This window comes from Terriglobales bacterium, assembly GCA_035764005.1.
GTDB lineage: Bacteria > Acidobacteriota > Terriglobia > Terriglobales > Acidobacteriaceae > Gp1-AA112.
Window position 1 is genome coordinate 111,923 of record DASTZZ010000019.1, and the last position, 25,668, is coordinate 137,590.

The window sequence follows — 25,668 nt, forward strand, 5'->3', positions numbered from 1 at the left end:
TTGAACAGCGGTTTAAAGAGAGCTCCATGGCTACTTTCACTGTTCCAATCAACATTAGCGACGCCGAACTCAAGCTGCTGCAGACCTTGATCTATCAGGAATGCGGAATGCATTTTGACGAGCGCCGCGTTCACTTTCTGCAGGACCGGTTGCAGCGCCGCCTGAAAGCCTGCAACCTCGACAGCTTTTACAGCTACTACCGCTTGCTTACGAGCCGGGACGGAAAAGGAGAGCTCAGCGCACTGCTCGAAAACCTCACGGTCAACGAGACTAGCTTCTTCCGCAATCGCGCGCAGCTCGACCTCTTCCAAAAAACAATTCTCGAAGAAATCCTGCATCGCAAGCAGGGACGGCGTGATTGGACGCTGCGCTGCTGGAGCGCTGGCTGCTCCACCGGCCAGGAGCCATACACGATGGGCATGCAGATTTCCGATGCACTGGCCTACTACTATCTGCGCAATCCACTGCCGTTTGACATGCCCTCCCCCAAGCCACTGATTCCACCTCCGTGGAAAGTAGAGATTCTGGCTTCAGACATCAGTTATTCGGCGTTGCGAGCAGCACAGGAAGGCTCCTACACGGATTCCCAAATGGAAGCCGTCGATTACAGCTTCCGCCTGCGCTACTTCGACAAGCTCGGCGACCGTTACGTAGTGAAAAAGGCGCTCAAAGAACTCGTACACTTCGATTTTCACAATCTCAAAACGGAATTCCTGCCCCAGCGCAACGACGTAATCTTCTGCCGCAACGTGATGATTTATTTCGACGAAGCCGAGCAGAAGCGCCTGATCGACAAGTTCTATCGCTGTTTGAATCCTGAAGGTTATTTGCTCGTTGGGCATGCAGAGAGTCTGTTTGGACTCACAGACAAGTTCCGCATGATTCACGAGAACAACGGCACGGCGTATCAACGCATCGAGGCGACGGTTTGAGCTTCTTCTCGGAAGAACAACAATTCGAAATGCGCGAGCTGTTCTTTGAGACCGCCTCGGAGCTTTTGCAGGCGCTGAATGAGCAGGGCCTCCGTCTTGAACAGAACCCGCAAAACGCTGAACTCGTACGTGAAGTGCGTAGAACTGTCCACACTCTGAAGGGCGACTCGGCTGCCTGCGGATTCGAAGAACTGAGTAGCCTCGCTCATCAGCTTGAAGACGTGCTTACGCCCGAAATTGCTGCGTCGAGCAAAGGCAAGCTGGTGGAAGCGGTACTGAGTGCCGCAGACATTTTTGTAGCCTTACTTACCTGCTATCGCGAGGGAACGCAGCCGCCAACCGCTGCTACAGTTCGTGCTGTCGCGACAGTTCGTGAACGGATTCGTGAACTGGTTGTCACTCCTGAGCCGCGCCACATTGTTCCCTATAAGCTGACGGGCCGGTTTGCCTGGACCGAGTATGAGCAAATCGCCATCGAGCGTGAACTCAGCAAGGGACGCGCCGTGTACAACATCGCGCTGGCAATTGACCCACATTGCCCGATGAAGGCTGCCGCGGTTCAGCTGGTCAAGAATGCGCTGACTCAGTTCGGTGACATTCTGGCTGCTTTTCCTGAAGAGGGCTCCCTCTCCGAGCAGATCGATGTACTGGAATTTGCGCTCGCCTCGTCCGCACCTGCCGAGAGCATCGAGGGCAAGTGCCGGATCCCATCGATTATCTCCACTGTTGTGATACATCCTGTTTCCCTCAATGGGAATCAGGAGGCGCAGCTATGCACCGACGTTTTTTCTTCCGATGACGCGGACGTTCTCGGAATATCGGAACGAGAGGCCGAACCAACCACGGAAGAAAGCACAGCTGCCGCCGCCGCAAACTCGCTCGCGAACGCAAAGCTGCGCGTCGACGCAGAACGGATCGACGCGGTTCTCAACCTGGTTGGAGAACTCGTCATCGGCAAGTCCATGCTGATGCAGACTGCCGGAGAATTCGAAAAACGGTTCCCCAAAGATCCTCTGCGCACGAAGTTCTCTGACGCGATGGCATTCCAGGCACGCGTGCTCAACGACCTGCAGAAATCGGTAATGAAGATTCGTATGGTGCCGGTCGAGCAGCTCTTTCGGCGCTTTCCCCGCCTCGTTCGCGATGTGGCAAAGACCTGCGGCAAAGACGTTGTCCTGCAGGTTTCCGGACAAGAGACCGATCTCGACAAGAGCATTCTTGATGGGCTTGCCGAGCCGCTATCGCACCTCCTTCGCAATGCGGTCGATCACGGGATTGAGACTGCCGAAGAGCGAGTTGCTGCCGGCAAGGCGGCCCACGGAACGATCAAGCTCAACGCATTCCATCAAGGCAATCAGATCGTGATTGAATGCTCCGATGATGGCGGCGGAATCGACAGGCTCAAGCTCGTCACCAAAGCGGTGGAACGAGGCGTGCTCTCGCATGAAGAAGCAGAGCACCTTTCAGATGCTGACGCGCTCCATCTCGTCTTCCACCCAGGCCTGAGCACTGCAGAGCAAATCACGGAGATCTCCGGACGCGGCATGGGAATGGACATCGTGAAATCGGTCATCGAGCGGTTGAAAGGTTCTGTGACCATCGATTCCAAATCGGGACAGGGGACGAGTTTTCTGCTGAAAGTTCCACTGACTTTGGCGATCATCAAAGCGCTGATGTTCCGCGTCTCGGACCGGCTGTATGCCGTACCACTCGCGTCGGTGCTGGAGATCGCCCGCGCATCAGCTTCCGATTTGCACCGCGTGGATCAGCGTGAAGTCATGCAGCTTCGCGATCAGGTGCTGACCCTCGTCCGCATGGACCAGCTGGTGAAGCACGGCCCGATGCCGGTATCAAAGAGGATTTTTGTGGTCGTTGTAGCCATTGCCGATCGCAAGTTCGGATTAATCGTTGATCGTCTTGTGGGCGAAGAAGAGCTTGTGATCAAAGCGCTCGACAACGACATCGCTGCTACTGAATTGGTGAGCGGAGCGTCGATCCTCGGCGATGGCAGTGTAGTTCTGATTTTGAATCTTTCTGCGGTAGTGGCGAGGCTCGGACGAGCGCCGCTGGCCATGGAGGCGGTCACGGCGTGAGTGACGGGTCAAAGGTACGGGTTCTGGTAATCGATGATTCGGCTCTGATGCGCAAGCTGATTCCGCGAATTCTCGCGCGCGATCCGGAGATTGAAGTAGTAGGTACGGCCATGGATGGCAGCTTTGGATTGAAAAAAATCGAAGAGCTCAGGCCGCACGTGATCACGCTCGACCTGGAGATGCCGCGCATGGACGGCATGGAGGCGCTGCGTCAGATCACGCGCAGCTATCGCCTTCCTGTGGTCGTGGTGAGTGCACATAGTGTGAACGGCGCGGCGGCTACTTTTAAAGCGCTGCAACTCGGAGCCTTCGATTTCGTTCCGAAACCCTTCGATGCTTCGCAGGCAAAGATGGAAGGCGTCGCTGAGGCTCTTGTTGAAAAAGTCAAAATTGCTGCGCGCTATGGCACGAAAGGAACGATGCCTCTGCGCGAAGCCGCCAAAGTACAGAAGCCGATGAATCGCCTTAATGTGGCGCCGACGAAAGTAATCGCAATCGGAATCTCGACTGGCGGACCTAATGCGCTGCAGCACCTGCTCTCGGATTTGCCAGGAGACTTCAGCGGAGCACTGTTGATCGTCCAGCACATGCCGGAAGGATTTACCGAGATGTTCGCGCGTCGACTGCACGAATGCTGCGCCATTGACGTAAGAGAAGCTCGCTCAGGGGACGTGTTGGTCGCAGGCCGCGCACTGATCTGCCCTGGCAATCGGCACATGCGGGTGCGGCGCATGCCGTTGGGCGATGTCGTCGTCTTAAGCGACGACAACAAAGTAAACGGACACCGCCCTTCGGTCGATGTTCTCTTTCAGTCCGTCGCGAAGGAATTTGGTGCGAAGTCAGTTGGATTGCTGATGACCGGCATGGGGGAGGACGGCGCCGAAGGTCTGGGAGCTATCAAGAAATCGGGCGGCCTTACGCTTGCGCAGGACGAGCATTCCTGCGTGGTGTTCGGCATGCCCAAAGCGGGAATCGACCGCGGACACGTGATGCGAGTCGTACCGCTGGACGCGTTGCCGAATGTACTGGTTCGGAATTGCTCTGCACCATCGCGGAGCAGCGTGAACGCGGGAGTAAACGCTTGAATTGAGAGCAGCCCGCGACTGCGGACTGATCCGGGAGAGATGAGCAGGCAGTTAGGAGAATGTATATGGAGCAATTTGCTGCGATAGTCCGAAGCAAAGATAACAAGCCGGTGCGCTACCTGATCGTGGATGACTCGATCTTCGCGCGCAAAAACATCGCCAAGATGCTCGAGTCATTCGGCGGCGAAGTGGTCGGCGAAGCAGGCGATGGCTGCACTGCCATTACCGAATACGAGCGTCTGCAGCCGGATCTCGTGCTGATGGACATCACCATGCCACAGATGGAAGGCATTGAAGCCGCCGAGCGCATCATTCGGCAGTTCCAGAATGCACGCATCGTGATGGTCTCGTCGGTGGGCTACCAGGAGAACATCGTCGCCGCACTGCAAAAAGGCGCGCGCCACTTCGTTCAGAAGCCAGTGAAGCCCGACGTCCTGTACGAAGTCATTCGCTACGTCATGGGCGACGACGTCCTCACCACTTCAGCGGTCGGAGCAGGAGCACAGTAGCCATGAAGATGGAGCTGATCCAGCCTTTCATCAACTCGGCCGACGCGGTGCTCGCTGAGAGTCTCCAGTGCGAAACACGCATCGGCGATGTAAGTATGGAGGAGGAAACCTATCGCCGCAAAGGCGTTGCCGCGCAGATCGAGATCGCCGGAGACATCGAAGGGCGCATCATCCTCGACACCGACTCGCAGACGGCAATGCACCTTGCAAAGCATCTGGCAGGCGGAGAAGTCCAGCCTTCCGACGAACTCGTGCGCGAGACGGTTTGCGAACTTGCCAATATGGTGATTGGCAACGCAATCACCAGCCTTAACGATCAGGGATTTCGCTTCAAGATTTCACCACCCGAGGTTCACACGGCAGAGCAGGGCCTGAGTGGAAGCGAAGAAACCGAAGCCCTGGTGATGTGCTTTGAGACGCAAAAAGGCAGTGTGTACATGAACATTGCCATGCGGCACAATCGACGCCGCAAAGAAGAACGTTCGACCGTCGTGGTTGCGTAGAGTTACCGCTATCCACCGATAGCAACAAAGATTGGACTGAGACGCTGACAGGCAGATGACGAAGTCTGTACGCATGGCGCAGGAATACGCGTTGGATTACCGCTTGCGTCCGCCGCTTCCGTATCGGAGCTAGTCAGGATCACCGATACATCCTGCGAATCGCGATTAGCGGTAAACACCTTCGCGCTATCCCCATCGGAAGCAATCGAGACCGGACTCGTGCCGACTGGAATTGTTTTCGTGACAGTTAAATTCAAACTGCTAATCACGCTCACTGAGTTCGACCCTGTATTCGCGACATAGATCCGAGTTCCATCTGCGAGCGCAGTTACCGACCGCGGAGTTGTCCCCACGGTGATTGTCTTTATGACACTGAGCGGGTTCGGCGATGTCGGATCGCCGTTGATTACGCTCAGCGTGTTCGATCCCGAATTGGTGACCAACACGCGCTGGTTCTTAGCATCGAGCACCGCATAATTCGGAGATGAGCCAACCGGCACGGTGGCATTGACCGTGTGGCTGGTAGCGTCGATCACGCTCACATCTCCTGATCCTTGATTCACCACAAAGACGCGACTGCTGTCTGCCGATGGAACGGCCCAAACCGGAGTGGTGCCAACCGGAACGGTGGCGAGCACGCTGTTGTCGGCCGTCGATATCACGGTTACATCATTGCTGCCCTTATTCAGCACGTACACTTCTTTGGAATTGGGAAGTAGAGCCAGATTTACCGGAGTCTGGCCAACCTGGATTTCCGTGCTCAGCGATAATGGAAACCCTCCTCCCAGAACTCCTACCGCGTTCCGACCGGATTCAGCCACATAGAATATGCCATTCGCGCTCACGATTGAGATTGGCTTTGCTCCAGACGGCAAACCAACCGTCGCAGCCGATGAGACCGCTGGCGCGGCTCCAGGGCTATGAGCATCGGAGTGCTGAGTAACGGTGTCGCTGCTGAAATCTGTGGTGGTTATGGTTGCACTGATACCGGCGAAATTCTGAACCAACGCGAATACCGGACTGCCGCCCACAGGCACAACTCCGTCGATCGAGTCACCAGAAACGTTCACGTCCATCGCCTGGCTGGCAACGCCCGTCGCAGAACACGGATTGTTAGGATCGGGTGGGTTGGGATCCAACTGGCACGCCGTAACTACGGCCAATCGAAAATTCTGGGGATCCGGAGAGGGCTGCGGCAGCGGCGTAGCCACCGGACGAAAGATATCTCCGCATCCAGAAATCAACGCGCAAACAATGGCCGCTCCGGCCAACGCGGCCAACCGTGAAAACTTCATCCCAACTCCCAAAATGTCGATGGCTCCTGCTTCAAGGATTGTAAATGAGAGCAGCCCTGCAACTAAGACCACAGCCGCCGCTAGCCACGGGATTGGCCTGCTTCAGTACCCGTCCGCGGGACTGCATGGTCAGGCTGCACATCCGTCTGCCAGTTGCAGACAGACTGACGCGTTCACCAACGCGGCTATCGCCGGACATTTCGCGTTTTTTCAGAGAGGGCGTAATTAACAGCCTAATTAACAGCGTAAATGCGGGTATGAAACTTGCGAACGACGGATAATTTCACGTAAGTCTCTGTGCACCAACTGATTGCGGAGACGACTCCATTTTTCGACTGCTACGGAACAGCGAAGAACAGCGTAATAACAGCGAAACAATTTCTTTCTCCACATCGTTAGACTTTCGGGTGAGTTCCATAATGGAACAACGAGCGGCGCTCCCGCGGAGAAGGCTGGCGAATTTGATTGACTCTTGCCAGGCAATCGTGATAGCACCGAACTATGTTCGGTGCGCGAGAGAAGGCGATAGCTCACCGGGTGTAAGTCGGAGACAACTCCCGCAGTCGCGCGATAGTCGCCGGGATCACCGATAAAGCGAAGTCGATGTCATCTTCGGTATTGTGCTTCCCGATGCTGAAGCGAATGCTGGCCCGCGCTCGTTCGGGCGGCAATCCCATCGCGGTCAGGACATGCGAGGGCTCGATCGCACCCGACGAACACGCCGCGCCGGTCGAGACCGCCAATCCCTTCAGGTCGAGCGCGATGACCATGGCCTCGCCTTCGATGTGATCGAAGTAGATGTTGCTGGTGTTAGGAACCCGAGGCGCCGCTCCGCTGTTGACTCCGGCCTCGTCGATCTGTTCCAGCAGCGTCGATTCCAGACGGCCGCGCATCTTCGCGATGCGAGCCATGTCACCGTTCTGCAAGCCGCGCAACGCGATATCCGCCGCGCACCCCAGTCCGATAATGCCCGGAAGGTTCTCGGTTCCTGCCCGCCGCTGGCGCTCGTGGTTCCCGCCATAGAAAAGAGGATCGATCAGCGTGCCGCGTCGGACATAGAGCGCGCCAATGCCTTGCGGACCATGAAACTTGTGCGCTGAAATCGACAGCAGATCGCAGCCGATCTTCTTTAGGTCAACGGGAATCTTGCCTGCCGCCTGGACCGCATCGGTATGGAAGTAAACATCGGCTTCGGCAGCAGCGCGCCCGATTTCCTCCACCGGCTCGATCACTCCGGTTTCGTTGTTCGCCATCATGATCGAGATGAGCTTCGTCTTCGCCCGCAGCGCCTTGCGCAGCTCGTCTGGATTAACTAATCCTTCTCCATCAACCGGCAGGTAAGTGACTTCGACTCCGCGCTTTTCCAGGCGCTTGCAGGCATTCAGTACGGCATGATGCTCGATCTGCGAAGTTATAACGTGATCGCCTGCGCCGGCGATCCCAAAAATCGCGAGATTATCCGCCTCCGTGCCTCCGCTCGTGAACACGATCTCAGCAGCACGGCAGCCAAGTAGTCGCGCCACCGCTTCCCTGGCCTGCTCCACCGCAGCACGAGCATGCTGCCCATGATGGTGGATGGAAGAAGCATTCCCGAACTGGTCCTGGTAGTACGGACGCATCGCCTCAAACACTTCGGGCAGAACCGGCGTGGTCGCATTGCTATCCAGGTAAACGCGCTGCATAGATATATTCTATGCTCAGCCAACAGAACCGCCGGCGGTAGCGGGTGGGTCGGAGGTCGCCGAATGGCGAACTCCGAGCAGCGACGATACCGCACGCAGCATGGAAAGCCGCAGCCGCATACACCGCGGCTGCCCCACCGGCTACCGCCGGCGGTTCCGTTGACTGGGCGCACGCTACACTGGTTCCCATGCGACGCCTCATCGTGAATGCCGATGACTTTGGGATGACCTCGGGTGTAAACCGGGCCATAGCCGAGTCGCACAAATCAGGTGTGGTTACCTCCGCTACCGTCATGGCGAACGAAGCAGCGGTTGATGAGGCCATCACGCTCGCGTCACAGAATCCCTCCCTGGGAACCGGCTGTCACGTTGTTCTCGTAGACGGCGCGCCAGCTTCACAGCCGGATTCCGTGCAGTCGCTCATCGGATCGCGCAATGGCGACCTCGCCCGATTCCGTCCCGGCATCGCCCAGCTTGCAGTCGCTGCTCTTTCCCGAAGTGTTCGCGAACCTGAAGTTCACGGGGAGGCTTCCGCACAAATCGAGCGGCTGCAATCGCGCGGACTTTCGCTCTCCCACGTGGACTGCCACATGCACTCGCACATCCTGCCGGTAGTTTCGCGTGCCGTGCTCCGCGCCGCGCGTGATCATGATGTTCGCGCAGTGCGCAATCCGTTCGAGCCAGCGTGGTCCGTGGCTGCAACCCACAAGGGCTCGAGCCTGCGTTCATGGAATCGCTCGGCTCAGGTCACGTTGCTGCGCGCACTGGAGCATCAGTTCCTCAATACCGTTAAGCAGAATGGCATGAAAACGACCGATGGAACTATCGGCATTGCCGTAACCGGCCTGCTCGACCGCGATCTGCTCACGCGCCTGGTCAATGCAATGCCGGAGGGCACATGGGAACTGGTCACGCATCCCGGGTATCACGATCGCGACCTCTCGGCAGCAAAAACGGAATTGAAGGAGTCAAGAGCGGTGGAGCTGGAGCTGCTCACTGCCGCGGCGACGCGCGAGATGTTCCAGAAGAGGAATGTTGAGTTGATTAGTTATCGCGAGTTGTGAGGGGATCACTACTTTCCAAGCACTGTCATCCCTCGCGCCGCCGCGATTACTTTTCGATTGTGAAGCATTGGCATTGCGGCGCGGGGGACCTGTTGTTCGGGGACGCACCTGGAAGCAGATCCCCCGCGCAGCAGAACCACTTCGTAGAAGTTGCCACACATCTTACGGCTGCGCGAGGGATGACAGTGCTTATTGAGAGCAGCGTGATGTAAATGGCGAGCCAGCGCCTTCACTGTCCCAGCGACACGCGCTCGATCGAATTCGCCTTTCCCGTTCTGGCATCGCAGTCGATGAGCACCCCGTTTAGGCGCACATCGCCGCGCGCGGCATCGAAACGGTTGGGCATGCTGGTGAGGAAGCGTGAAATCACCTGCTCCTTTTCGACGCCAATCACGCCATCGTGAGGGCCGCTCATGCCGACGTCAGTCTGATACGCAGTTCCGTTCGGCAGCACGCGTGTGTCCGCAGTAGCAACGTGCGTATGTGTTCCCAGAACGGCAGTCACGCGGCCATCGAGATACCAGCCCATTGCGACCTTCTCCGAAGTCGCTTCGGCGTGCAGGTCTACGACGATGACCTTTGCCTCCGTCTCGGCGATCAGGCGGTCGGCTGTGCGAAACGGGTCGTCGTTGTTGACCATGAAGACGCGGCCTTGCAGATTAATGACCGCGTATTGAACACCACTACGAGTTGTCCCCTGATAATGTCCACTGCCGGGAACAGTCGCCGGATAGTTCGCCGGTCGCAGCACTCGGCGCGCAGAGCTGCCATTCTTCATTCCCGAACTGAGATAATCGTTGATCTCCTTCTTATCCCAAACGTGGTTGCCGGTTGTGAGCACGTCGGCGCCGAGCTCAAAGAATTCCTCGCAGATCGCCGGCGTAACACCAAAGCCTCCAGCCGCATTTTCGACGTTGATGATCAGAAGCTCGACGTTGTTGGTCTCGACAAGATGATGGACATGCTCGCGCACGATCTTGCGCCCGGGACTGCCAAAAACATCACCGATAAAGAGAATCCGCACTCGTCAGGATAAATGAAGAATGCGGCATGCTCATGTCGCTTGCCGAAAAGTCAGTACCGTCCCCGGTAGGGGATGGGTCACCACCAATACTGCATGCATCATGCGCGATCTAATAGTGGCTCACCCATCCGCTTACCGCGAACGGTACTGACACAATGTTACTGACGCGGCGGGCTGACGCAGCGGCACTGTCCGCCGCACCTGCTCAGTGGTTCAGATACACATGCAGCGTGGCCACATGATTCGAGTCTTCCTCGGCGGCCGCGAAGTCCTGCATGCCGTTCCCGTCAAAATCAGCCGCTGCGATTCCCTGTACCGTTCCGGGAATCGACGAAGTTGTGGATTGTCCGTAGATCCACGTCTGCGTGGGTGAACCCTTCACGTCGCTAAACAACTTCACACCGTACGTTGCCGGGGCGGAGGTTGCACTCTCCGTGCGGAAGCCTTCGAGAGCGGTGCCTGCGCCACTCAATGGAGAGCCCGCGGTGATCCATGTGCCATCACCGGCGTAGCCGCTTTCGCTGATGACTTTGTTAAGCGTCAGCCCGGATCCGTTATTAATCGCGTAGTCGATATCGGTAGCATCGGAACCGTGTGGACCGGTTTGCTCCTGCACGTAAACAACATCGAGCTTGCCGTCTCCATTGATATCTCTGACGTATGGACCTGCAGCATTAAGAGATGCGCTGGTAAATGCCTCATTGATCTGGGTGAGCGTGTAGTGGCCGGAACCATCTCCATGGCCAAGATAAATATTGCCTGCCGTCGCGGAACTACCCTGCTGGCACATGCCAAAGATCAACAGATCGAGCGAGCCGTCGCCATCGAAGTCGGCGCCCGTGGCTGCGACTACGGAGCACGGGTTACGAGAAGCATCCTGTGAGAAAGTGAGCGTCACGGTCTGATTCGCAGGATTGGCAAATTGTCCGGTTCCGTCTCCGAACCAGGTGGCAATCACATTCGTTGGCGCCGTAAACGACCCGGTGTAATAAGTGATGGCCAGATCGGCTTTGCCGTCTCGATTCGCATCACTCGCGGCGATGCCCTTGCAGGGAGCGGGCAACGCAATCACCTGGCCGAGCACAAGTTTCCCAGAATGGTCATTCAGATACACGGCGGCGTTGCCGCTGGTTCCGTTGCTTCCCACCGTGCAGGCAGCGACATCGGTAAAGCCGTCTCCATTCAAATCCGCAAGCGCAACTTGAACGATGCTCGTTGTTCCAGAGGGCAGAGCTGAGCTGATCGCGGAAGCAAAGTTCCCGGAACCATTGTTGAGCAGAACGGCGAGCCCGCTGCCGTACATCAGCAAATCGGGACGCTGGTCATTGTTCAAGTCAGCGGTAAGTACGTGGCCGGCAAAGGCGAGCGACGACTTCGATTCCGACCAGCCCGGCTGTGCGGTTCCGCCTCCAGACCCAGAGCCTGCGCCTGTACCACCCCCAGCGGTACCGCTGCCCGATCCAGAGCCGGCCGTCGATCCTGAGCCACCGGTCGATCCGCCCGAGTTTCCGGATCCGGCGCCAGGCTGAGTTGAACCGGAATTAGAGCCTGAGTTGCTTCCGCCCGGAGCTGGAGTTTGCGTGCTCGAAGTCGATTGCGAGGCCGTGCTGCCGCAGCCGCTTAGAATAAAAGACAAGATCGCGCAAAGTGCGATGAAGACAACTGGCTTGCAGCGCATGAGGCCCCCAACTACATTGAAGTGAGTAGCTACTTTGAATTGGTTAGATTGATGGGGCCGCAATCGGGGTTGCTGCTAAGGCTGCATCTAGGTCTGAGTTCCGAGGTACAAGGGAGAGAGTTCGCTCTTCAACGCGCATGAGCCTTCCCGCTTTCAAACTGCTGCGCCCGCGAACGATTGAAGAAGCGGTCGGTCATCTCTCCAGGCACGGTGGAGAAATTCAAATCATCGCCGGCGGCACCGACCTGCTTCCCTCCATGAAGCAGCGGCTCTTCACGCCAAAGTATCTGCTCGACATCAGCCGCATCGAAGATCTGCATGGTATTCGTTCCATTCCGGGACACGGCACCGAGATTGGCGCGCTGGTCACGCTCACTGCTCTTGAAGATTCTGAGTTCATCCGCCGCAGCTATCCCGTGCTGCACGAAGCCGTGGCAACGATCGCATCTCCAATCTTGCGCAACATGGGCACGATCGGCGGCAACATATGTCTCGACACGCGCTGCCTCTGGTACAACCAGTCGCTGACGTGGAGAAAATCGTGCGGCTTCTGCATTAAGAAAGATGGCGATCTGTGCCACGTGGCGCCCGGTGGAAAGATATGTTGGGCGGTGTTTTCTGCAGACTCGCCGGCCGCGCTGCTTTGCCTCGACGCTGAATTGGAGATCGCCAATTCTTCCGGCTTCCGACGGGTTCCACTCGGTGACTTCTATACGAACATTGGAGACGCGCGTATGAAATTAGCTCCCAACGAGATGCTTACGCGCGTCTTTCTGCCCGACCGAATGGCAGGCTATCGCGGGGCATATCACAAGCTGCGCCTGCGCGGCTCTATCGACTATCCTCTGGCCGGAGTTGCCGTGTCACTCAAAACCACTTCACGGGGCTTTGTCGATGACGCGCGTGTGGCCATTACGGCCGTAAATCCGTCTCCCATTTTGGTACATGAAGCTCGACACGCGCTCGTCGGGAAGCCATTCTCCGAGCATGCCGCGGCAGTTGCAGGCGAGCTTGCCGCTCGCGTTGCCAAACCTCTTACCACCTCAATCCTCACACCTGAATACCGCAAAGAGATGATTCGCGTGTATGCGAAGCGGGCGGTCATGAAGGCGAGCAGGGCGTAGCAGGACAGAACCGGCGCCGGTAGGCGCTGGGGCAGCCGCGCTTCGCGGCTGCGTTTCTCCATACCGATTGCAGCATCGCTGCGCTCGGAGTTCGCCATTCGGCGACCTCCGACCCAGCGGCTACCGCCGCCGGTTCTGTTACACCTGCAGCACATCGCCTTCGCGCGCGACCAGCATGTAGAGGACTGGATTTAGGAAAAAGCCGAGCAGCAGCCGCGAAATGAGTCCCGTGACAATCACGATCGCGAACGGCTTTTGCGTATCGGAGCCAATGCCGGTCGATAGCGCTGCGGGCAGCAGACCGAGGCAGGCGACGAGCGCCGTCATCATGATCGGACGCAGCCGGAGCAGTGAAGCCTCGCGCGTGGCTGTCTTGATGTCCATGCCCTCAATTCGGAGTTTGTTAATGTACGACACGAGAATCACGCCAGTCTGCACTGAGACTCCAACCAGCGCGAGCAACCCAAGTCCAGACGAAACGCTGAATGGCGTGTCGGTCAGCTTGAGCGCAATCAATGCTCCCACAGGAACAGTGAAAGCTACGCCTAACGCAATCGCGATCGGGTACTTGAAGTTCCCATAAAGGGCAAACAGGATAAAGAAGATCAGGAGCACGGCAAGAGGCCCGACAATGGCCAATTGATTACGCGCAGCAACGTACTGGCTGTATTCGCCGCCCCACTGAATTTCGTAGCCGACCTGCGGCGGTATCTCTTTGGCCACGCGACGCTGCGCATCGTGGATGGCGCGCGCCAGATCGCGCCCCTCGATGCTGAATTGCACGCCGATGTAGCGCGAATTGTTTTCGCGGTAAATCATCGAAGCGCCGGTGCTCTCTTTGATGTTTGCCAGCTCCGTCAACGGAATCTGCTGGCCGTCAGGGGTACCGACGAGCAAATTGCCGATCTGCTGCGCGCTGCTGCGGAACTGCGGCTGCATGCGCACGACCAGATCAAACAGCTTCTCGCCTTGTACGACCTGCGTGACTGCCTGACCTCCCACGGCTGATTGAATTACGGCTTCTACGTCGGCGACGTTGATTCCATATCGGGCAATTTTCTCGCGATCAACATCGATGAGCAGACTCGGCTGCCCGAGTTCGCGGACTACGGTAAGTTCGGTGAAACCCGGAGTGTCTTCAAGAATCTTTTTGATTCGCAGCGCTTTGTCTTGCAGCACATTCAGATCGGGTCCGTAAATCTTTACTGCCAGCGCGCTCTTCAGGCCGGTCAGCGCTTCGTCCACTGCATCTTCCGCCGGCTGCGTGTAGTTGAAGATGATGCCGGGAAACGTAACCAGTTGCCGATTGATGGCCTCGGTCAACTCGGCTTTGTCGTGGATCTTTCCCTTCCAGGTCTTATCGTTGTAAGGCTTGAGGCCGACGTAGAACTCACAGTTGTAGAACCCCGTAGGGTCGGTGCCGTCGTCGGGTCGTCCCAATTCGGAACCCACAACAGTTACCTGCGGATAGGACATGAGGATGCGTCGAATCTGCGGAGCGATCTTGCTCGCTTCCTCAAATGAAATGGTGTACGGCATGGTGGCGCGCACCCAGAGCGCGCCTTCGTCGAGGTGCGGCATGAACTCGCCGCCGATGAATGGAACCAGGATCAGCGTGAGTCCGAAGATGATCACGCATGCCACGACCGTTGCCTTGGGACGGTCGAGGCACCAATCGAGCTGGCGCGAGTAGATGGTTTTGACGCGCTCGTAATATTTATTCGTCTTCTCCCGCAATCCATGTTTGAACCAGATCGAAGCTAGCGCCGGGACGAGGGTGAGAGTGAGAATCAACGCGCCGATCAGGCCGAATGACATCGTGTCGGCCATGGGATGGAACAGCTTCCCTGCCGGACCGCTCAGCGCATAAATCGGCAGGAAGCCGGAGATGATGACCGCGACCGAATAGAAGATGGGACGGTCGACATCTCGCGCCGCGCTCATGATGACTTCTGTGACTGTGTAGTCCTGGCCGGCACGCTCGGTGAGTTCGCGATAGATGTTTTCCATCATCACTACGGTGCCGTCGATCAGGATGCCGAAGTCGATGGCGCCGATGGAAAGCAGGTTCGCGGGAATGTTCTCTGCGTGCAGCAGAATGAAGGCAAACAGGAGGCTCAGCGGAATCGTGAGCGCCACGATGATCGCGGCGCGGAGATTCACCAGAAAGAAGATGAGGACAATCAGCACCAGAATCATGCCGCGAATGAGATTGTCCTCAACTGTGTTCGTGGTGAGAGCAACGAGATCGCTGCGGTCGTAGAAGGGGCGAATCTTTACATCTTTCGGGAGAACGAGACTGTTCAGCTTCTCGGTCTGCTGCTCGACGCCTTTCAGCACCTCCTGCGCCTGCTCGCCGCGGCGCATGAGGATCACGCCTTCAACCGCGTCATCGTTATTTTGGAAACCGAACTCGCCGAGCCGCGGCGCGTGGCCGATGGTGACCTCGCCTACGTCCTTCACGCGCACGGGAACGCCTTTGTTGCTGCCGACGATTACGTTGCCGATGTCAGTCTGATCGCGCAGCAGACCCAGGCCGCGGACGTAGTAAAACTGTCCGCCCTGTGAGTAAAAACCTCCGCCGGCATTCGAGTTGTTGGCCGCAAGCGCATTCGTGACCTGCGGAACCGTGAGGTGGTATCCGTAGAGCCGCGATGGATCGAGCAGCACCTGATACTGCATGGTCGCGCCGCCGAAACCTGAGTCGTCGGCGACTCCAGGCACCGCCTTGTAGGCACGCTCGATGACCCAATCTTCGATGACCTTCAGCTCCTGCGGACTGCGATCGGGACTCTCGAGCACGTAGCGATACACCAATCCGCTGGGACTGAAGAGTGGCGCCATGCTCGGCGTTACACCGGACGGTAAAGTCGCGTCGCCCAGGCGCTCGAATACGACCTGCCGCGCCCAGTAGTCGTCCGCGCTGTCCTCAAACGTGAGGCGCACGTCGGAGAGGCCGTAGAGCGAGATCGATCGCATCACGACCATATTGGGAATGCCGTTGAGCGCGAGCTCGAGCTGCAGCGTGATCTGTCGCTCCATCTCCTCCGCAGCGTGACCTGGCCATTGCGTGACGATCTCGACCATTGGCGGCGAGAGGTCGGGATACGCGTCCACCGGCATGCGCTGGAAGGCGACCGTGCCCGCGATCACCAGCAACACAGTGAGCATGAACACCAGAAAGCGATTGCGGACGGCGAATTGGACGACGCGATGAATCATCTATGAATCTGCGGAATGCGGGCTGCGCACCAACGGCAATTCGTCTTCATTGTTGTAATGTGTTTGCGAACTGCAGGAACAACGCTCCCTGCGCCACTACTTTGTCTCCGGGCTGCAGGCCTTGTTTCACTTGGGTCATGCCGGCGGTGCTCTGTCCGACGTTGATCTGCCTCTGCGCAAATTGGTTCTGTCCCTGGCTTACATAAACAAACGGCTCGTTTTCGCTGTTGCGCAGAACCGCTGCATCGGGCACCGCGATGGCATTGGCAATCGTTCCTGCCTGCACGATCGCGTTCACGTACATGTCCTTCTTCAGCTTCTCGCCGGGATTTTCAGTGACGATGCGTGCCTGAAGGGTGTGCGAATTGGGATCGAGCGCAGCGGCGAGATATGAGATTTTTCCGGAGAACTTCTGCGGATAAGAATCGGTTTCGATGGTGACTCGATCGCCAACGTGAACGTATGCGAGATCGCTCTGATAGACATTTACGATCACCCACACGGTGCTCATGTCGGAGATGGTGAAGCACTGCGTCTGTCCCGCCTGCAGCAGTTGGCCGGGAGCGACGGTCTGATCGACCACTTCGCCCGCGATCGGCGCGAGCACCGGCAACTCGGGAGCGGCAGTGGTCTTTGCAATTGTGCGCGGATCTTTCACGCCTAGAATGTGCAGGCTCTGCTCGGCGGTTTGCAGATCGGCGTCGGCTTGCGTTCGGGCCGATTCCGCATCGAGCAGATCTTTTTCTGCAATCGCATGATGCTGGTAAAGGTCCTGCGCACGCGCGTAGTTCTTGTCCGCCACTGCAGCGGTCGTCGCGGCTTTCAAGTAAGTCGCTCGAAGTTGCGAAAAATCGGGACTGCTGACATAGAGCATCGGCTGCCCGCGCGTAACGTGCACTCCGGGAGCTACAGCAATGCGAGCCACCGGGCCACCAATCGCAGAAATTACCGGAGTGGTTTTGAAAGCGTTGTACGCAACTGCTCCGGGTAAACGCAGAACGCGATGCAGCTGCACTGGCTCGACGTTATAAAGCTGCACATGGCCCATTTGATCGGCGGCAACCGTGAACAGACTTGCCTGCGATGAAGACTTCGCCGCATTGTCATTGACCTTCGCCTGCTCGCGCGAACATGCGGCAGTGAATGCGAGAATGCTGGCTGTCAGCACTACAGCTATGTTGGTTTTGAATTGATTTCTCACGGTAAGCTCCTCGTGCCCACGGCCTGGCGGAGCTGTTCAAGAGAGACCATGTAGGCGGCCAGCGACTGACGATATGCGAGTTGGGCGGCGCGATAACTGCGCTCGGCGTCAAGAAAATCCAGCAGACTAGCGGCGCCTCGCTGATATGCGTAGGCGCTGATATCGCGCGAGTCCTGCGACTGCTTCAAATATCCCTTTTGATAAAGTTCGATAATTCTGCCGTTCGTCTGCAGCGACTCGTACGCATTGCGGACATCTGTGAGCACAGTCTCCTCGGCTTCACGCGCGGTTTCGTCGGACTGCGTGATTGCGTAGCGCGTCCTTGCGATCTCGCCTTGATTGCGGTCGAAGATTGGAATCTCCATGGTGAACAGCAGATCGCCGGTATTGAGTCCCGCGACGTGCGAATACTGAAATCCAGTGTTGAAATCCCGCTTGCTGTTGGCTTGCGCGAGCTGATACTGACTGCGAGCCGCAGTCACTCCCTGCTGCGCAGCGCGAAGGTCCGGACGATTGGCAAGAGCTTTGGCCTGCAAATCAGGAAGCCCTAAAGCAACGGGTTGATATTGAAGATCTCCGATGACCTGATAGTCCGGCGTGACCGAGTCGTAGCCGACGAGCTGTCGCAGCGCAGCGAGCGCCTGCACCTGGCTGAGTTCGGCTTGCGATTGGTCATTTTGGAACTGCAGAAGCTGGAGCTGGATCTTGAGAAAATCGCCTTCACTGATTTGTCCTGCTTTGTATTGCAACTGCCCGATATTGACGGTCTGCTGGAAACTTTCGAGGTCCTGGGTGGCGAGTTCGACATTCGCCTTGGCTAGCAGCGCGTTTACAAACTGCTGGCTTACGTTGAAGACGATTGTCCGCTCGGCGTCGGCTACTTGCGACTGCGTTACGGATGTTTGATCGCGCGCGGCGGAGATCCTGCGCTGGCGCTTGCGGCCGCGCTCGAAGGTATAGCCGACTCCGAGGTCAAATTCCGAAATCGTATTGAAGTTGTCAGCGGTAGCAGCCGTAAATGGAATGAAGAGGCTGTTAAAGGTAAAGACCGGGTTGGGACGAATCGAAGCGGTTAGCTCCTGAGCTTGGCTCTGCTGAATCTGCGTCCTCGTCGCGCGCAGAGCGTGATTGTGAGCGAGCGCCATCTGAATGGCCTGATCGAGGGTGATCCGCGACTCGGGCTGGCCCAATGCTTCGCCCAGTGCAAGCGCCACAAAGACGGCAAGCAAGGCGCTGCGCTTCAGCGACTTGGTCCGAATTGTTCGATAAATGGAATTTGATAAATAAAAACAGCAAGCGCGAGACATGCCTGCGCACCTCCTCGTCCGCTAGAACAACTGAAATTGGGACTAGAGGAGCGGAGGGGGACGACTGTAAAGGGCGAGCTCTCGATCAGTCGAGGCAGCTATGAGTTCTTCGTGATCGATCGGTTCTGCGATCACGAGAGGTGGGGCCCACGTGGAGAGGGCAATCGCGTGCGTTGCCGATTGCAGGGTAATGCAAATAAGACAGACGCCGGTTTCTCCAGAGGCGCGTTCAGCCGAACCGCGTCCGTGCTGCCAGGAATGGAAGACTACGTCTCCGCACGAGTGCGCAGCTTCCGCAACGCCGGTAAAGAACAGCATCGCTACGCACACGCCCAAGATCATTCTGCGGGGCAGACTTAACCGCTCGAAAGTCGTGGCAGTGCGTAAAGAAAGCATGAGCGAAGAAATGCTGAGCCGAGTTTATGGTACAGGAAAACCTCTTTTTGTGAAGATAACGGGGCGACTTGACTAGTGTTCGCGCAGGTTCCATCCGCCGCATTGCGTTACCTTGGATGAATGATCTCGCAGCCGATTACCGGTTTTGTCCTCGCGGGCGGCCGAAGCCGGCGAATGGGCAAGGACAAAGGCGGAATCGAATGGGGCGGCGGAACTCTCTTGAGGCATGCTGTGAAGCGCATGCGCGATGCTTTTCCAGAGGTCATTATTCTCGGACCCTCATCATCGGATTCCTTCCGTAGTCTCAGGGACAAATTCGCGAACTGCGGGCCATTGGCAGGAATTCATTCCGGCCTCCACCATTCCAAAACGGACTGGAATTTTTTTTTGGCGGTTGATATGCCGCTGGTTCCCACTGCGCTCTTACAGTTCATCGCCTCGAAATGCGGTCCCAGCTACTTGGCCGTGGTTCCGGAGGCGCCGGTTCCGGGCCTGGATGTGCCCGATTTGGAATCGAGATCAGCTTCGAATGGAACGAGCCGCCGATTGCAGCCGGTTTGCGCTGCATACCATCGGGCATTGTTGCCTGTATTGGAACGAGCGCTATCAAATCGGGAACTGTCGATTCAACGCTTGTTAGAACAGGCAGCTCAGGGCATGATGGGTACGCAAGCTACTGCAATAAGAGTGATTGAGCAGCACGAACTTACTTCTGCAGGTTTCAGCTCTGAGATGCTGATGAACGTCAACACGCCTGCGGACCTGGAGCGCGCGAAGGGCTTAGCTGAACGTTTTCATGTCAACTGACGGAATTCATCTCGTCGAGACGCCGAGCGCACCTCCGGTCGAGGTGCGTCCTTATATTGAGTTCAAGGACGTCTGCAAGGCTTTTGGCTCGAACGTAATCCTCGAGCGTGTGAGCTTCGATGTACCACCCGGGCAGACGATGTGCATTCTCGGGCGCAGCGGCGTCGGAAAGTCAGTGTCGCTCCAGCTCATTATGGGATTCCTCAAGGCCGACTGCGGCGAGGTGATTGTCGCGGGCGAGGACATCACCCAGATGGACGAGCCGAACCTTGAGCGCATTCGCAAGAAGGTCACCATGGTGTTCCAAAACGGGGCTCTCTTCGATTCACTCAGCGTTGGAGAGAACGTCGCCTTTCCTTTGCGGGAGCGCCGCGACTTGAATGAAGAACAGATCTTCCAGGTCGTCGATGGATTGCTCGAAATGGTGGGCGTGAAAGCTATGCGCGATCTTCTTCCATCAGATCTCTCGACTGGCATGAAGCGCTCCGTCGCGATTGCGCGGGCATTGGCGGCTCAGCCGGAGTGCATTCTTTACGACGAGCCGACCACAATGGTCGATCCGCTGATGGCACAGTTGCTCGGCGACCTCATCAAGAAACTCAAATTTCAGCTCAAGCTGACGAGCATTGTTGTCACCCACGACATGCGCCTCGCGCACAAACTAGCCGACCGCGTCCTGTTTCTACATGAAGGCACTGCGCTCTATTTCGGGACAATGAAGGGCATGGCCGAGAGCGACAATCCCGTCTTGCGTCAGTTTCTCGAATTGGACGAACTGGATCCTCCAGCTTAGGCGCACTTGTAATTTCGCCGCGCATCCTGTAAGTTCCTGTCCTTCGTTTCGGCCACTCGTCATGAACTCGCAGGCTCTGGTGAAGTGCGAAGAGCAGTCGTCCAGACTCGCGCAGGTCCCTCCCGCGGGACTGTTCGCGCGCATACCGCAACAATCGCCTCTTCAACGCTCACTTTGGCTGCTGCAGAAGTACAGATGGACCATTGCGGCTTGCGTTCTTGGAGTGCTTCTAGTCACGGTGCTCATTGCTGCGCTGCAGCCTCGCACGTATCGCGCGACGGCAAACCTCGTCATTTACCGCGATAGTGAAGGCGGAGTCTCTCTGAGCAAGAATCTGGGACTAGGGTCCGGCGATCTGGATGACTACTCTGTGAGTCTTGACACTCAGTTGCACATTCTGCAGAGCCGCACGCTTGCGTTGTCCGTCGTACGCAAGCTCGGGCTGAACAAGAATACGAGCTTCATGCGTCAAGCAAAGCTTGAACCGGGTGGGCAGCCTTCTCGATCTTCCGAATCGGGCGAGACCGAAGCCGAAAGCGCGGCGGTGGACGTTCTGTTGCTCCATCTGGCTGCTAATAGCGTGAAACAGACGCGCATAGTGGAGGTCAGCTACACCGGACCCGATCCCCAACTGAACGCGCAAATCGTAAACACGCTTGTCGACGGCTTCATCGATGACAGCATTCGTTCGCGCTACGAAGCGTCCACCCGCTCAGCGCGGTTTTTATCCAGCCAATTGACGGATTTGCGCACCAAAGTAGAGCAATCACAGCAAAGGCTTGTTGAATACGAGCGCGAGCACAACATCGTAGGAACCGACGACAAGCAGAACGTTATCACGGCCAAACTCGAAGACCTGAACAGGCAACTCACGGCCGCTGAGGCGGAGCGGATGGAAAAAGAATCGCTGTACCAGACGGTCGCGTCGGGCGATCTGGACCAGCTTCCCGAAGTGAAATCAACGGAGAATCTGCAAGCCTTGCGCCTGCGGGAAGCCGATCTCAAGAACGAATACGCGCAGGCGACCACGACCTATGGCCCGAACTATCCGAAAGTTGTCGAGCTGAATAATCGAATGAAGAGCGTGGATGCCAGCATTCAAGCTGAGCTTAAACGCGTTCAGGCGCGCGCGAAGGGTGAGTACCTGGCTGCAGCGCGTGCTGAGCAAAAGCTGAAGACGGCCTTCGAGCAGCAGAAGCAGGAAGCCAATCGCCTGAACGAAAGTGCAATTCAATACGGATTACTCAAGCGCGACTTTGATTCCAATCGCCAACTCTATGACACGCTCCAGGAGCGCATGAAAGAGGCGGGAGTCGCGGCTGGTCTTCGTTCGACCAACATCCGTGTAATTGATGCTGCGGAAATGCCGCGTAGGCCAGTGTCTCCAAATTTCGCGAAGACTTCTGCTATTGGATTGTTTCTAGGCTTCGTTCTGAGTGCGGTCGTAATTGCATTTCGGGAAGGAAGGCATCGGACACTGGACGATCCGGCCGACGTTGAAGCATTCACTGCGATGCCATCGCTCGCACTCATACCCGAATATCGCCCTGAATCATTCCAGATCGTACAAGCAGATTCCGAGAATAGGAACAACGTGATTTCGCTGGGCAAGCCGAATTCGGCAGCAGCAGAAGCGTATCGGACTCTAGGAACTTCGATTCTGTTCTCACCGCCGGAACTGAAGACGCTGGTAGTAACGAGTTGTCTACCCGGCGAAGGCAAAACCAGCGTCGCAGCCAATTGTGCTGTGATCATCGCGCAACAAGGCAAACGCGTGCTCCTGGTGGATGCTGACCTGCGTAAGCCGACTCTCCACACCTGCTTTGGAATATCCAATGCTCGCGGGCTAACGAGTGTCCTTCGCGGTACACACGCGGCCGATGACGTCGCGTTCTCGCATCCGCAACTGCCGCAGCTTGCCATCCTGACCGCCGGCCCAGACGAAGCGATGCCGGCCGAAATGCTAGGGTCCTCCGCCATGCATCAGCTGATGCGCGCGTGGCGCGAGCAATACGATTACGTGATCATCGACACCGCACCGATACTCGCCGTCACCGATGCTCTGCGAATCGCACCCAAAGCGGATTCTGTGCTGCTCGTGATGCGTTCTGGCCAGACAACGCGCGAAGCTCTCGCCCGCGCATGCACATCGCTCAATCAGCACGCAGTGCCGGTTTTGGGAATCGTGGTAAACGCGGTGAACTTTCGTTCGTCAGGACCGTACTATGCGTACCACGCACAGCTTGAGAAGACTTACTATCGGCAAACTTGATTGAATATTAAATAGAGAATGGCGAACGTGAGAGTAGAGAGATTAGGCTGCCCTATCACGGCGTTCGATAGCGAACTTGCAGATCTTCTGGCGCTCGGCACGCTCCATCGCAGCAAAGGCTTTGCTTGCAGCTTGGTCGGCGTTGGCCGCAACTCGGCAGAGCGCAATTATAACGACCAGTAAAACTGCCCAAATCGCAGCTCCGAGAAGCCACCACATAGCTAATCAGATTCGAGAGCGTTACACCAAGGTTGCACAGCCTGTATGTTGCTGATTCTATGACAGCTCGCCCTTCTTCCGAACCGGTGCAGGTCGGCCAACACCCGCCAACAGATTTATTCTTCGAAAAACAGGCGCCCCGATGGCCCAATCGCTATCTCAGCCGCACATATCTGCAACGCAGAAATCTCGTCCTCAGCACAGTCGTGGAGGAACTTTCGACACGAAGAGTGGATCGGTCGGCGGAATATAGAGCCTTGGACTTTGGATGCGGGGCGGGGGTCTTCGTTGGAGCTCTTTCCGCTCTGGGAATCAGAGTGACTGGAGTGGATCGCTCGCGAGCGATGATCGAGGCTGCGCAATCGCGGCTGGGATCATCCTGCACCGCAGAACTTGAACTGATCCGCGACGACCCCGGTAACGATGCGGCATATCGCCGGCATTCATACGATCTTGTGCTCTGCCTGTCCGTGCTGGAGTTTGTAGCCGATCACGCAGAAATCATCGCCCACTTGGCCGCATTGCTTGCCCCAGGCGGATTGCTGATCCTGACGGTTCCGAATCGGAACAGCTATCTTCGTCGACTGGAGCGATTTGCATTTGATCATCCCTCCGTCCATCGCTGGATTCCGGGGCTAAATCATTTAGCTCTGCCGGATTGCTATCTCCGGTATCAGCGGCAGCAATTCACGGCAGAAGAACTTGTGCATTCAACGAAGGGTCTCGGGCTCGAGGTGGAGCAGCATCGATTTCATGTCGCTCCAAGCCTATGTGCACCGATCGAGAGATTCGAGAAAGTCGGAATGATGATTCTGCTGAGCTTTCGGAAACGCATCCGCACCGGCTAAATTTCGCCCGCTTGTCCCGCTTGGGTTACGCTTCGCGGAGGCTTGCGTCAAAGTGTAAGCTGAGTTTCAAGGACGAACACGATTGCCGACTGAGCTGGATGCCGTAGGGCCGACCGTAACCGCCAAACCGCCGATTCTCTCGCGGGTTTTTAAGGCATTCTCGTACCGAGACTTCCGCCTGATGTGGTTTGGAGCGTGCATCTCCAGCATCGGCACCTGGATGCAGATCGTCGCCCAGAGCTGGCTCATCTATCGCCTTAGCCACTCGGCATTTCTGCTGGCGCTGGACCAATTCCTCGCCGGTATTCCCATCTTTCTTTTTTCACTGCTCGGCGGAGTCGTCGCCGATCGCGTCGAGAGAAGAAGGATTCTGCTGGGCTCGCAATACGTGCAACTCGCCTGCGCGGCATTGCTAACCGTTCTTGTTGCCACAAATACGGTTCAGATCTGGCATATCCTCTGCCTATCGTTTCTAGCGGGATTCGCTCAGGCATTCGGAGGTCCGGCGTATCAGGCACTCATTCCCACTTTGGTCAGCCGGGAGGACATGCCGAATGCCATCGCGTTGAACTCGATTCAGTTCAACATGGCAGTGACGATCGGCCCTGCGCTCGCGGGACAGGCACTGGCGCGCATTGGAGAAACCTGGTGCTTCGGACTGAATGCGGCGTCATTCGTCGCACCCATCATTGCGCTATTGCTCATCACGAATCGCTTTTTCCCGAAGCCGTCGAAGGAATCGGTGCTCACCAGTCTCAAGCTCGGTATCAAGTTTGTGCGCGAGCAGGAAGCCATGACGGCGCTGATCGTGCTCGCGTTCTGCATGACTGCGCTCAGCATGCCGCTGCGCACTTACATTCCTGTCTTCGTAAATGACATCTTCCACTCCGGCCCACGAATTTACGGGAACTTGCTTTCCCTAATCGGCGTCGGCTCAATTTGCGGATCGCTCGCAATTGCGGCGCTCGGCAACGCTTCCGGCAAAGGACGCCGCGCGCTTGTGATGATGCTCTTCCTTGGCGCTGCGATCTCCGGTTTTGCGATATCGCGGAACCTGGCTTTTAGCGGCCCCTTACTGGTTCTGTTCGGATTCGCGTTGATGGCCGTCTTCGCCAGCGTTAGCTCGCTGGTGCAACTCATCACGACAGACGAGATGCGTGGGCGCGTGATGAGCGTTTACAACTGCGCATTCCGCGGTGGGATGCCACTGGGAAATTTAATTTCGGGTTGGCTGGTACCGGCATTCACAGCGCCCATCGTGCTCACCGCAAATGGGATCCTGCTGATCGGCGTATCTCTTTACTTCCTTCTGATACACCGGAAAATCGCGAGCGTGTAGATAGGAGTCGCTCCTATAGTAAGAGCCTTGCGAGCGGCTTAATTGAAAACGAAGACTATTCCAAACTTGGCCGCCAGTTAGCTGCGGCCAGCAACTCATCCACCTTCTCCGCCAAACCTGCGATGAATCCTGCCAAGCTGTCGGGATCGGGCTGGTACTCAAGTTCTTCAATCGGGAATCGGAGCGACTCTTTATCTTCGTACATTTTGGGGGAGGTCTCCTCGGCCAGAGTCAAAAACATTTCGTGATTTCGCGATTGCGTGATTTTGTGATTT

Annotated in this window: 21 protein-coding genes; 12 read left to right on the forward strand and 9 right to left on the reverse strand. The window is 57.0% G+C overall.

What is annotated here, in order from left to right; translation table 11 throughout:
• The first annotated feature begins 26 nt into the window (after positions 1-26).
• From VFU50_02825 to VFU50_02845, 5 genes are all read left to right on the forward strand, one after another.
• On the forward strand, positions 27-932 hold the full coding sequence (locus VFU50_02825) for a protein-glutamate O-methyltransferase CheR (protein HEU5231767.1): 906 nt from the start codon (positions 27-29) through the stop codon (positions 930-932).
• Positions 929-3,025: a chemotaxis protein CheA gene (locus tag VFU50_02830; protein HEU5231768.1), complete on the forward strand. Its 2,097-nt coding sequence runs from the start codon at positions 929-931 to the stop codon at positions 3,023-3,025. The genes VFU50_02825 and VFU50_02830 overlap by 4 nt, the downstream gene beginning before the upstream one ends.
• Positions 3,022-4,110: a chemotaxis response regulator protein-glutamate methylesterase gene (locus VFU50_02835; GenBank protein ID HEU5231769.1), complete on the forward strand. Its 1,089-nt coding sequence runs from the start codon at positions 3,022-3,024 to the stop codon at positions 4,108-4,110. Before VFU50_02830 ends, VFU50_02835 begins: the two co-directional genes overlap by 4 nt.
• Positions 4,111-4,175: 65 nt before the next feature.
• On the forward strand, positions 4,176-4,619 hold the full coding sequence (locus VFU50_02840) for a response regulator (protein HEU5231770.1): 444 nt from the start codon (positions 4,176-4,178) through the stop codon (positions 4,617-4,619).
• Positions 4,620-4,621: 2 nt separating this feature from the next.
• Positions 4,622-5,122 carry a chemotaxis protein CheX gene (locus VFU50_02845; GenBank protein ID HEU5231771.1) on the forward strand — a complete coding sequence of 167 codons (501 nt, stop codon included), beginning with the start codon at positions 4,622-4,624 and terminating at the stop codon, positions 5,120-5,122.
• Positions 5,123-5,130: 8 nt separating this feature from the next.
• Here the strand turns inward: VFU50_02845 and VFU50_02850 are convergent, their stop codons facing one another.
• Both VFU50_02850 and VFU50_02855 read right to left on the reverse strand, forming a co-directional pair.
• Positions 5,131-6,417 (reverse strand): YncE family protein, encoded by a 1,287-nt coding sequence (locus VFU50_02850; protein ID HEU5231772.1) that lies wholly within the window; start codon positions 6,415-6,417, stop codon positions 5,131-5,133.
• Positions 6,418-6,947: 530 nt separating this feature from the next.
• Positions 6,948-8,099, reverse strand: a complete 1,152-nt coding sequence (locus VFU50_02855) for a cysteine desulfurase family protein (protein ID HEU5231773.1) — start codon at positions 8,097-8,099, stop codon at positions 6,948-6,950.
• Positions 8,100-8,287: 188 nt separating this feature from the next.
• Here VFU50_02855 and VFU50_02860 point away from each other — a divergent pair, with 188 nt between their 5' ends.
• Positions 8,288-9,163: a ChbG/HpnK family deacetylase gene (locus tag VFU50_02860; protein HEU5231774.1), complete on the forward strand. Its 876-nt coding sequence runs from the start codon at positions 8,288-8,290 to the stop codon at positions 9,161-9,163.
• Between the two features lie 229 nt (positions 9,164-9,392).
• Here the strand turns inward: VFU50_02860 and VFU50_02865 are convergent, their stop codons facing one another.
• Both VFU50_02865 and VFU50_02870 read right to left on the reverse strand, forming a co-directional pair.
• Complete coding sequence (locus VFU50_02865) at positions 9,393-10,187, reverse strand: TIGR00282 family metallophosphoesterase (GenBank protein ID HEU5231775.1); 795 nt, start codon at positions 10,185-10,187, stop codon at positions 9,393-9,395.
• Between the two features lie 205 nt (positions 10,188-10,392).
• Positions 10,393-11,865: a VCBS repeat-containing protein gene (locus VFU50_02870; protein ID HEU5231776.1), complete on the reverse strand. Its 1,473-nt coding sequence runs from the start codon at positions 11,863-11,865 to the stop codon at positions 10,393-10,395.
• 137 nt (positions 11,866-12,002) lie between these two features.
• On the opposite strand from VFU50_02870, the gene VFU50_02875 reads away from it, so the two are divergent.
• Positions 12,003-12,989 (forward strand): FAD binding domain-containing protein, encoded by a 987-nt coding sequence (locus VFU50_02875; GenBank protein ID HEU5231777.1) that lies wholly within the window; start codon positions 12,003-12,005, stop codon positions 12,987-12,989.
• Positions 12,990-13,127: 138 nt separating this feature from the next.
• Here the strand turns inward: VFU50_02875 and VFU50_02880 are convergent, their stop codons facing one another.
• From VFU50_02880 to VFU50_02895, 4 genes are read right to left on the reverse strand one after another with little or no spacing between them, the layout of a single operon-like run.
• Positions 13,128-16,211: a CusA/CzcA family heavy metal efflux RND transporter gene (locus VFU50_02880; GenBank protein HEU5231778.1), complete on the reverse strand. Its 3,084-nt coding sequence runs from the start codon at positions 16,209-16,211 to the stop codon at positions 13,128-13,130.
• A gap of 46 nt (positions 16,212-16,257) precedes the next feature.
• Positions 16,258-17,412: an efflux RND transporter periplasmic adaptor subunit gene (locus tag VFU50_02885; GenBank protein ID HEU5231779.1), complete on the reverse strand. Its 1,155-nt coding sequence runs from the start codon at positions 17,410-17,412 to the stop codon at positions 16,258-16,260.
• On the reverse strand, positions 17,409-18,719 hold the full coding sequence (locus tag VFU50_02890) for a TolC family protein (protein ID HEU5231780.1): 1,311 nt from the start codon (positions 18,717-18,719) through the stop codon (positions 17,409-17,411). Before VFU50_02890 ends, VFU50_02885 begins: the two co-directional genes overlap by 4 nt.
• Before the next feature lie 42 nt (positions 18,720-18,761).
• The gene (locus VFU50_02895) at positions 18,762-19,061 is read right to left on the reverse strand and encodes a hypothetical protein (protein ID HEU5231781.1); all 300 of its coding nucleotides are present in this window, start codon (positions 19,059-19,061) and stop codon (positions 18,762-18,764) included.
• Between the two features lie 174 nt (positions 19,062-19,235).
• Between VFU50_02895 and VFU50_02900 the strand changes: the two genes are divergently transcribed.
• The 5 genes from VFU50_02900 (at position 19,236) to VFU50_02920 (ending at position 25,393) form a co-directional block, all read left to right on the forward strand.
• Positions 19,236-19,922 (forward strand): molybdenum cofactor guanylyltransferase, encoded by a 687-nt coding sequence (locus VFU50_02900; protein HEU5231782.1) that lies wholly within the window; start codon positions 19,236-19,238, stop codon positions 19,920-19,922.
• Positions 19,912-20,715, forward strand: coding sequence for an ATP-binding cassette domain-containing protein (locus VFU50_02905; GenBank protein ID HEU5231783.1), 804 nt, complete (start codon positions 19,912-19,914; stop codon positions 20,713-20,715). The genes VFU50_02900 and VFU50_02905 overlap by 11 nt, the downstream gene beginning before the upstream one ends.
• A gap of 61 nt (positions 20,716-20,776) precedes the next feature.
• On the forward strand, positions 20,777-22,987 hold the full coding sequence (locus VFU50_02910; GenBank protein HEU5231784.1) for a polysaccharide biosynthesis tyrosine autokinase: 2,211 nt from the start codon (positions 20,777-20,779) through the stop codon (positions 22,985-22,987).
• 278 nt (positions 22,988-23,265) lie between these two features.
• Complete coding sequence (locus VFU50_02915; protein HEU5231785.1) at positions 23,266-24,054, forward strand: methyltransferase domain-containing protein; 789 nt, start codon at positions 23,266-23,268, stop codon at positions 24,052-24,054.
• Between the two features lie 82 nt (positions 24,055-24,136).
• Positions 24,137-25,393, forward strand: coding sequence for an MFS transporter (locus VFU50_02920; protein ID HEU5231786.1), 1,257 nt, complete (start codon positions 24,137-24,139; stop codon positions 25,391-25,393).
• 55 nt (positions 25,394-25,448) lie between these two features.
• Here the strand turns inward: VFU50_02920 and VFU50_02925 are convergent, their stop codons facing one another.
• Positions 25,449-25,634, reverse strand: a complete 186-nt coding sequence (locus VFU50_02925) for a hypothetical protein (protein HEU5231787.1) — start codon at positions 25,632-25,634, stop codon at positions 25,449-25,451.
• Between the last annotated feature and the right edge of the window lie 34 nt (positions 25,635-25,668).

Bases quoted from the DNA above. Each gene is read 5' to 3' on its own strand.
- VFU50_02825 (HEU5231767.1), top strand. From the start codon at position 27: ATGGCTACTTTCACTGTTCCAATCAACATTAGCGACGCCGAACTCAAG.
- VFU50_02840 (HEU5231770.1), top strand. From the start codon at position 4,176: ATGGAGCAATTTGCTGCGATAGTCCGAAGCAAAGATAACAAGCCGGTG.
- VFU50_02845 (HEU5231771.1), top strand. From the start codon at position 4,622: ATGAAGATGGAGCTGATCCAGCCTTTCATCAACTCGGCCGACGCGGTG.
- VFU50_02850 (HEU5231772.1), bottom strand. From the start codon at position 6,417: ATGAAGTTTTCACGGTTGGCCGCGTTGGCCGGAGCGGCCATTGTTTGC.
- VFU50_02855 (HEU5231773.1), bottom strand. From the start codon at position 8,099: ATGCAGCGCGTTTACCTGGATAGCAATGCGACCACGCCGGTTCTGCCC.
- VFU50_02860 (HEU5231774.1), top strand. From the start codon at position 8,288: ATGCGACGCCTCATCGTGAATGCCGATGACTTTGGGATGACCTCGGGT.
- VFU50_02870 (HEU5231776.1), bottom strand. From the start codon at position 11,865: ATGCGCTGCAAGCCAGTTGTCTTCATCGCACTTTGCGCGATCTTGTCT.
- VFU50_02875 (HEU5231777.1), top strand. From the start codon at position 12,003: ATGAGCCTTCCCGCTTTCAAACTGCTGCGCCCGCGAACGATTGAAGAA.
- VFU50_02880 (HEU5231778.1), bottom strand. From the start codon at position 16,211: ATGATTCATCGCGTCGTCCAATTCGCCGTCCGCAATCGCTTTCTGGTG.
- VFU50_02890 (HEU5231780.1), bottom strand. From the start codon at position 18,719: ATGTCTCGCGCTTGCTGTTTTTATTTATCAAATTCCATTTATCGAACA.
- VFU50_02895 (HEU5231781.1), bottom strand. From the start codon at position 19,061: ATGATCTTGGGCGTGTGCGTAGCGATGCTGTTCTTTACCGGCGTTGCG.
- VFU50_02900 (HEU5231782.1), top strand. From the start codon at position 19,236: ATGATCTCGCAGCCGATTACCGGTTTTGTCCTCGCGGGCGGCCGAAGC.
- VFU50_02905 (HEU5231783.1), top strand. From the start codon at position 19,912: ATGTCAACTGACGGAATTCATCTCGTCGAGACGCCGAGCGCACCTCCG.
- VFU50_02910 (HEU5231784.1), top strand. From the start codon at position 20,777: ATGAACTCGCAGGCTCTGGTGAAGTGCGAAGAGCAGTCGTCCAGACTC.
- VFU50_02915 (HEU5231785.1), top strand. From the start codon at position 23,266: ATGACAGCTCGCCCTTCTTCCGAACCGGTGCAGGTCGGCCAACACCCG.
- VFU50_02925 (HEU5231787.1), bottom strand. From the start codon at position 25,634: ATGTTTTTGACTCTGGCCGAGGAGACCTCCCCCAAAATGTACGAAGAT.